This window comes from Jiella sp. M17.18 (assembly GCF_041027365.1).
Lineage (GTDB): Bacteria > Pseudomonadota > Alphaproteobacteria > Rhizobiales > Rhizobiaceae > VKMB-3413.
In genome coordinates this window covers 1-5794 of sequence record NZ_JBFTEH010000035.1, presented here as the reverse complement: position 1 = coordinate 5794, position 5794 = coordinate 1, and the positions used below count along the sequence as shown (strand labels likewise).

The window sequence follows — 5794 nt, the reverse complement described above, 5'->3', positions numbered from 1 at the left end:
GCAACATCCCGCCCGCCGAAGCAGAAGCCGCCTACTACGCTCAGCTTGAGGCCGTGCCGATCGCCGCGTAGGACTCAAGCCAACCGGTCTCCGGGAAAGTCGGCGCGGTTCAGCAGCGACCAAATGTGACTCAGTGACTCAGTGGCTCAGTGGCTCGCCCTCCTCAACGAAGAACGGCTCCCCATCCGTCTCGACCACCAGACCACTCCCCTCATCCACGCAGAGGATGATCTGACCGTTCTCGGCGGACTGACCTACCCGCGCTTCATCGAGCGCCAGCACCGAGCCCCGCCCGAAGACGTCGGCGGTCTTCCAGGCTTTGAACTCTTCCTCGATGCCGTCGCCGATCCCGACCACGAAGACCATGACCATCTGATGCGCTGGTCGGGCGGCGCGTTAGATCCTGAAACCATAGACCTGGACGAGATCCAGAACGCGTCGCCAAGCTCGCCCGCCGCCGAACCGTAGGCAAAGCAGCCTTCGCAAAGAGCCAGAACCGGATCAACTGATCACCGCGCGCCAGGCCGGATGCTTTCGGCGCTGCAGGTGGTCTAACTTCTGGGGACGTGCCAAAGACGTCCTTCTTCCCAATCAGGAGCATGTCCATGTCGCTGACCGATCCGAACACCGTCATCTTTGACGATGTCGCCTATGACGCCTCCAGCCTCTCGAAGGAGGCGATGGGTCATGTGGCCAACCTTCAAGTGACGGATCGCAAGATCGCAGAGACGGAGCAGGACCTCGCCATTCTGAGGACCGCGCGCATGGCCTATGCAAGCGCATTGCGGGCGGCCCTGCCGAAGAAGGCGATCGGCTGACGGGTCGTACAGACCGGCCGAACGCGTTCCGTCGCCGCGCTCGGCGCGACCACGCCGGGCAAGCCGACGCCGCGAAGGCCTGTCCGGGATGGGGGGCGCGGCTTCCCGCAGGACTGACGCGGCCCGAGAGAACGGGAAAGCAGAAGCCGTGCAGCAGCAGCGGCTTCGTCACCGGCAGGTTCAAAGGATCCGGCCCGGCCTCCGGTTCGCCGTCCCGGTCCCCCTTGGGACAGGTCTTTTCGGACGTTACCCGAAACGACTTCGGGCCTCGGCGGTGCGGGCGGTATGGTAAAAAGGTCATTCCGTCGCCGAAAGAGCTTCAAAGCCTTGGCGCAGTTTAGCATTAGGCGTAAGAGAGCGCGGCAGGCACGCAGGGCGAGCACCACGGTCGGGACGGCCGGGGCGACCCGCAATTGCAAGAGGTCGATGTGACGCTATCAGAACAGAAGAGGACGGTCGGAGCTTATCTCGCCGTCTGCCGGCGCAACTTTCTCTTTGTCACCCTGTTCAGCTTCTTCATCAACATTCTGATGTTCGTCAGCCCGCTCTACATGCTCCAGGTCTATGACCGGGTGCTCTCGAGCCGCAGCGTCGTCACGCTCGTCATGGTGACCATCCTCGCCGTTTCGCTGCTCCTGGTCTCGGCGGCGCTAGAGAGCATCCGCTCGCGTATCCTGGTGCGCAGCGGCGCGAAGTTCGATCGCAAGGCTGGGATGGACATCTTCGCCACCGCCTTCCGTGGCCATTTGCGCGCGCCGGGCGGGCAGTATTCCCAGCCGATCCGCGACCTCGACACGCTGCGGGAGTTCCTGACCGGCGGGGCGATCATCACCTTCTGCGATGCGCCATGGATGCCGATCTTCCTGGCGGTTTGCTATATGATCCACTTCTGGATTGGCGTCATCGCCACGGTCGGCGCCGTCATCATCTTCGCGCTGGCGCTGGCCAACGAATTGATGACGCGCAAGCACCTCAAGGCGGCGACCGTCGCCTCGATCAACGCCAACCAATATGTCGCCATGACGCTGCGCAACGCCGAAGTCGTCCATGCTCTCGGTATGATGGGATCAGTGACGCGGCGCTGGAGCGTGCTCCACGACCAGGCCCTCGGCCTTCAGGCCAAGGCGAGCGACCGTGGCGGTGTACTCATCTCCCTTTCGAAATTCGTTCGCGTGTTCCTTCAGGTCGCGATCTTGGGCGGCGGCTCCTATCTGGTTCTGCAGGCCGAGATCACCCCCGGCGCGATGATCGCCTCCTCCATCCTCATGGGCCGTGCTTTGCAGCCGGTGGAGGCTGCCGTCGCGCAATGGAAGGGCTTCGTGGCCGCCCGCACGGCTTATGCCCGCCTGCAGTCGATGTTCGCATCCCTTCCTCCCGAGGCGGCGCGCATGCAGCTGCCCGATCCTACCGGCGCAGTCAGCATCGAGCAGCTCGTCGTCGCCCCTCCCGGATCGCGCAATGCCACGCTGAAGAGCGTCAACATGGAGATTCAGGCCGGCGAGATCATTGGCGTCATCGGTCCGTCCGGCGCCGGCAAGTCGACTCTGGCGCGGGCCTTGACCGGTGTCTGGGCGCCGCTTTCGGGGCATGTGCGCCTCGACGGCGCCGATCTCGACAACTGGGATCCGGAACTGCTCGGCCCTCATATCGGCTATCTGCCGCAGGATGTGGAACTCTTCTCCGGCACCATCGCGGAGAACATCGCCCGCTTCTCCGACGCCGACCCGAAGGCTGTGGTGGCGGCCGCCCAGAAGGCCGGTGTCCACGAGATGGTTCTGCAGATGCAGGACGGATACAATACGCGCGTTGGTGAATCGGGCCGCTCGCTGTCGGGTGGGCAACGCCAGCGTATCGGCCTGGCGCGCGCGCTTTATGGTGACCCCAAGCTCATCATTCTCGACGAGCCCAATTCCAGTCTCGACAGTCAGGGCGAGGCGGCCCTGGCCCTGGCCCTGCGCGCGGCCAAGGCCGAGAAGCGCACCGTTATCGTCATCAGCCATCGGGTGTCGCTGCTCAACGAGGTGGACAAGCTCGCTGTCTTCACCGGCGGCACGCTGACGATGTACGGGCCCACCAAGGCGGTGCTGGAGCGCCTGAATGGCGCCAGCGCTTCCGCGCAGCCGCAGCACATGGGCCAAGTCACCCATATGACGCGGGCCGGCGCTACCGGTGCTGCTTGAGCCAGACGCAAATGCTCCTGCGCCAGGGAACGGAGATCGCACGATGAGCAACGAATTGTCGGTCCCATCGGAAACACCGAAGGCTATAGACCTTGTCCGTCGCCTGCCTTTAGCGATCAAGACCGTCTTCTCTTCCGAGGACGAAGACAACGATCCCAACACCGTTACCGCGCCGGTTTCGGCACGCGGTCCGATAACCGTGGGATTGGTGATCGTGACGGTCACCTTCTTCGGCGCCGGGGTCTGGGCCGCGACTGCGCCACTCGCCAGCTCCGTGGCCGCTCCCGGCACGGTCATCATCGCTGGTAAGCTGCGCGTCATCCAGCACCTCGAAGGAGGCATCATCAAGAGCCTTCATGTGCACGAAGGGCAGCAGGTAAAGGCAGGTCAGCTCCTGATCACCCTTGATGATACGCAGGCCAAAGCCAACATCATGCGTCTGCGCAACCAGCTAGATACCCAGCTTGCTCTTCAGGCTCGTCTCAATGCAGAGCGCGGCGGCGCCGAGATGGTCACCTTCCCGAACGAACTCATTTCCCGCCAGGACGATCCCAAGGTCGGTCTTATCCTGGCCGGTCAGCGCCAAGAATTTGACGAGCGGCATAAGACCCTGGTGACCACCATCGATCTTCTGAAGCAGAAGATCACGCAGCTCAAGACGATCATCGACGGGCTCGATGCCCAGCGCATCTCCAAACAGCAGCAGGTTGATCTGACCGGCGAGGAACTTGCCGCCCTTGATAGCCTCCTCAAAAAGGGCTTGACGAACAAGTCGCGGGTCCTCGAGCTCAAGCGCAGCGCCGCCCAGCTCCACGGTGAAATCGGCGACATCACTGCTCAGATCGGAAGTTCGCAGGAACAGATATCCGAAGCCAACATGCAGATCGTCCAGACCCGTCAAAAGTTTCGCGAGGACGTGGTCGCTCAGCTCCGGGATACCGAATCGAAGGAGGCCGACCTCCGGCAGCAATATCTCGTTGCTAAAGACATTCTCGGGCGCCTCGAAATTCGCGCTCCTCAATCGGGCACGGTGCAGAACCTCGCTGTGACCACCATCGGGGGGGTCATTGCTCCGGGCGAAGCATTGATGGAGATCGCGCCGAAAAACGGCGACTTCCTAGTGGAAGCGCAGGTCTCGCCTTTGGACATCGACAACGTGTCCATCGGCCAAGCCGCAGAAGTCCGCTTCTCGGCTCTAGATCTGCGCGCGACGCCAGTGGTGATGGGTAAAGTGGTCGCACGTTCCGGTGATCGCATCGAACAGGCAAATCGAGCGCCCTTTTTCCGCGTAGAAGTGAAGACACCGCCCGAGGAAATGAAGAAGCTGAAGGGCCGCCAGCTTCAGGCCGGGATGCCGGCTGAGGTATTAATTCAAACAGGAACTCGGACGCTTGTTAATTATCTTACCAAGCCACTGACCGACCAGTTGGTTCATGGTATGAACGAGAAGTGAAATCTGGCGTGGCGGTTACACCATCACCAGGACGCTCTTCATTACGATTCCGCCTGCTATGATGCCGCTGCAGCTATAGAGAAAATGGGAAAAGGCGGCGGTACGTCCAGGAATCCACTTCTGTCCGGTCTCCAACAGGGCCGCAAGTATGAACAGCAGGAATAAGGCTTGGAAGGGGTCCTTGATGGTGATCACAATCACCACGGCCGCCACAAAATAAGCCAGTGCGTGTTCTAGATTCCCGCTCAGCTTAGACTGAGGCCTTAGCCAGCCTGGAACGAGGGAGCAATAGCACAAGGCTGCGACGATTATGACTATACCGATATAAACAAGGATCTTCATAGAAACGTCCGTGGAAAAAGGGGCCCTGAGCAGCGGCGCGCTTCGGGGCTGTCGATCGGCTTGCGATCTACGCGGCGATCCGTACCTCTTCAAGTTGGATTTGCCAGTCTCCTGTGAAGATGACTGGTGGTGGGATGATGGCGTCCCCTTGAGTGGTGTAGCTCGGCGGTAGCGCCACTGATGATGCCCGCGCCGATCATCGCGCTGAAGGGCGGCATCAGCGGCGCGGTGGTCACCGGCGATCTCCGGTAGGGTCTGGTTGCTGACCCAAGCCGAACCGGAAAGACCGACGAGATGATGAACCTGCGGGCGCTCGTGGAGAAGACACCCGACGCCGATCTTCTGCGCGAGATGATCGGCTTTGCTGCCGAGCGGCTGATGGAGTTGGAGGTGGGCGCCGCCACCGGTGCCGGCTATGGCGAGAAGAGCCCGCTGCGGCTGGCCCAGCGCAACGGCTATCGCGAACGGGACTGGCAGACGCGGGCCGGCACCGTCGAGTTGCGCATCCCGAAGCTGCGCAAGGGCTCCTACTTCCCGAGCTTCCTGGAACCGCGGCGCATGGCCGAGAAGGCTCTGACGGCGGTCATCCAGGAGGCCTATGTCCAGGGCATCTCGACCCGCTCCGTTGATGACCTGGTGAAGGCGATGGGGATGAGCGGCATCTCCAAGAGCCAGGTCAGCCGCCTGTGCGAGGAGATCGACGGCAAGGTCAAAGCCTTCCTGGAGCGGCCGATCGAAGGCGACTGGCCCTATCTGTGGATCGACGCCACCTATCTGAAGGTCCGTCGCGGCGGCCGTATCGTCTCCGTCGCCGTGATCATCGCCGTCGGCGTCAACGCCGATGGACGGCGCGAAGTCCTCGGCATGGAGATCGGCACCTCGGAGGCCGAGTGAACCGCGCCGACTTTCCCGGAGACCGGTTGGCTTGAGTCCTACGCGGCGATCGGCACGGCCTCAAGCTGAGCGTAGTAGGCGGCTTCTGCTTCGGCGGGCGGGATGTT

The 5794-nt window shown here is 62.3% G+C and carries 6 protein-coding genes and 1 pseudogene; 5 read left to right on the top strand and 2 right to left on the bottom strand.

Annotated elements, in window-relative coordinates; genetic code table 11:
- Window positions 1–138: 138 nt before the first annotated feature.
- A complete protein-coding gene (locus AB5S17_RS23225) occupies window positions 139–366 on the bottom strand; it encodes a hypothetical protein (RefSeq protein ID WP_369243556.1) in 228 nt (75 codons plus the stop codon).
- Between AB5S17_RS23225 and AB5S17_RS23220 the strand changes: the two genes are divergently transcribed.
- The 4 genes from AB5S17_RS23220 (at window position 268) to AB5S17_RS23205 (ending at window position 4451) form a co-directional block, all read left to right on the top strand.
- Window positions 268–468 carry a hypothetical protein gene (locus AB5S17_RS23220; RefSeq protein ID WP_369243555.1) on the top strand — a complete coding sequence of 67 codons (201 nt, stop codon included), beginning with the start codon at window positions 268–270 and terminating at the stop codon, window positions 466–468. The genes AB5S17_RS23225 and AB5S17_RS23220 overlap by 99 nt on opposite strands.
- 137 nt (window positions 469–605) lie before the next feature.
- A complete protein-coding gene (locus tag AB5S17_RS23215) occupies window positions 606–818 on the top strand; it encodes a hypothetical protein (RefSeq protein WP_369243554.1) in 213 nt (70 codons plus the stop codon).
- Window positions 819–1231: 413 nt separating this feature from the next.
- On the top strand, window positions 1232–2998 hold the full coding sequence (locus tag AB5S17_RS23210; protein WP_369243553.1) for a type I secretion system permease/ATPase: 1767 nt from the start codon (window positions 1232–1234) through the stop codon (window positions 2996–2998).
- A gap of 43 nt (window positions 2999–3041) precedes the next feature.
- Window positions 3042–4451, top strand: a complete 1410-nt coding sequence (locus AB5S17_RS23205) for an HlyD family type I secretion periplasmic adaptor subunit (protein WP_369243552.1) — start codon at window positions 3042–3044, stop codon at window positions 4449–4451.
- A gap of 15 nt (window positions 4452–4466) precedes the next feature.
- Here the strand turns inward: AB5S17_RS23205 and AB5S17_RS23200 are convergent, their stop codons facing one another.
- Window positions 4467–4793, bottom strand: coding sequence for a hypothetical protein (locus AB5S17_RS23200; RefSeq protein ID WP_369243551.1), 327 nt, complete (start codon window positions 4791–4793; stop codon window positions 4467–4469).
- A gap of 294 nt (window positions 4794–5087) precedes the next feature.
- Here AB5S17_RS23200 and AB5S17_RS23195 point away from each other — a divergent pair.
- Window positions 5088–5684, top strand: a pseudogene (locus AB5S17_RS23195) (transposase); the annotation flags it as partial.
- Between the last annotated feature and the right edge of the window lie 110 nt (window positions 5685–5794).